Genomic DNA, 1,476 nt, shown 5'->3' on the forward strand with positions numbered 1-1,476 from the left:
GGGTGGCCCAGGGAGCGGGCGCGGGGGGCTCGCCCCCGGCCGACCAGGGCCCGGCGTCGTGCCCCGCGCTCTGCGGGGCGTCGCCGAACGGCCTGGTCCACTGGCCGCCGACCGACGGGTCGACGGCCGTGGCCATGGCCGCGCCGTCGCCGATCTCCGGCGGCTGGTAGCCGTGCCCGGGCGCGGCGAGCGGTTCGGCGCCCGACCGCTCCTGGTAGCCCTCGGGAAGCTCTATGAAGGCGGTGGCGTCCGAGTCGTACTCACCGCCCCACCCCCCCTGCGGTCCTGGCGTGCGTGCCCCCTCCGGCGAGAAGTCGGGCGCCGGCTCGGGCTGCTGATCGTTGCTGCTCATGCGAGAGCCCTTCCGAGTCCACGGCGGGCCAGTGTCGCCACGGTACGCCTCATGTGCTGCACGGCGGGCGGAAGTTGCGGAGGTTCGCCCCCATCGCTCGGCGGCGGCGGATCCGGGATGCAGGCCATTCCGACATAGTCCCCGAAAGCATGCAGCACCTCGGGGGCGAGGCCGCGCTCCCCGTCCCAGTCGACCAGGGAGGCCACCCACCGCTCGGCGTCCAGCGGCCGCAGCGGCATCGGGCTGACGGCGCCCACCGCGCAGCGCACCTCCCGGCGCACCGGGTCGAGCACGACCGCGACCGAGGCCTGCGCCCTGGCGGGACCGGTGCGCGCGGTGGCCTTCAGGAAGGTCTGCGGGGCGTGCAGCAGCGGCACCCGCACATGGGCGAGCAGTTCCCCGCCGCGCAGCCGGTCACGGCCGGCGAGCAGGTGGCTGACGGGGATCTGCCGGCCCTCGCCGTCCGGCCCGGCCACCAGCAGCGTGGCGTCGAGCGCGGCCAGCACCGGCAGCGTGTCGCCCGAGGGGGCGCAGGTGATGATGTTGCCGCCGAGGGTGCCCGCGTTGCGCACCTGGGGCGGGCCCGCTGACCGCGCGGCGGCGGCCAGCGCCGGGATCAGCGCGGCGAAGTCGGGGCGGCTCATCCTGGCGTGCGTGAGACAGGCGCCGAGCAGCGCGTGACCGTCCTGATACGCCCAGCCGCGCAGTTCCGCGAGCCGGCCGAGGCCGACCAGGGCCGCGGGCCGCAGCAGCCCGGCGTTGACCGAGGCCATCAGGTCCGTGCCGCCCGCGACCGGCACGGCGGCCGGTTCGGCGGCCAGCGCCGCCACGGCCTCGTCCAGCGTGGCTGGTAGCGCGACGAGCCGCGCGGAGCCCGGTGCGTGCGGTGCGTGCGTGCTCAATCCGGCTGCCCCTTTCCGGTTGTCCCGGTTGCCGAGCCGTACGGTACGTGTTCCGAGCCCGGACGTGGCAACTCTGGCACAGAATCCGGCCCAGCAGGCGCCGGGGTGGCCCGCTCGACACGCACGGCGGCCCCCGGATCCGGCGGCGGCACGCCCGGCGACGGGGGCGGCCTCCGACTCACACGATCAGGGCATGGCGCTGAGCCCGGGAAGGGGCCGGGA

1 protein-coding gene and 1 pseudogene are annotated in these 1,476 nt (G+C 76.6%); both read right to left on the reverse strand.

The genetic code is table 11. The features are described 5' to 3' along the window. A pseudogene (locus E1265_RS36190) lies at nt 1-352 on the reverse strand (hypothetical protein); the annotation flags it as partial. Continuing rightward, the gene (locus tag E1265_RS36195; protein ID WP_132935169.1) at nt 349-1,254 is read right to left on the reverse strand and encodes an FAD binding domain-containing protein; all 906 of its coding nucleotides are present in this window, start codon (nt 1,252-1,254) and stop codon (nt 349-351) included. The gene E1265_RS36195 and the pseudogene E1265_RS36190, both read right to left, overlap by 4 nt. Between the last annotated feature and the right edge of the window lie 222 nt (nt 1,255-1,476).

The organism is Streptomyces sp. 8K308, assembly GCF_004348315.1.
GTDB lineage: Bacteria > Actinomycetota > Actinomycetes > Streptomycetales > Streptomycetaceae > Streptomyces.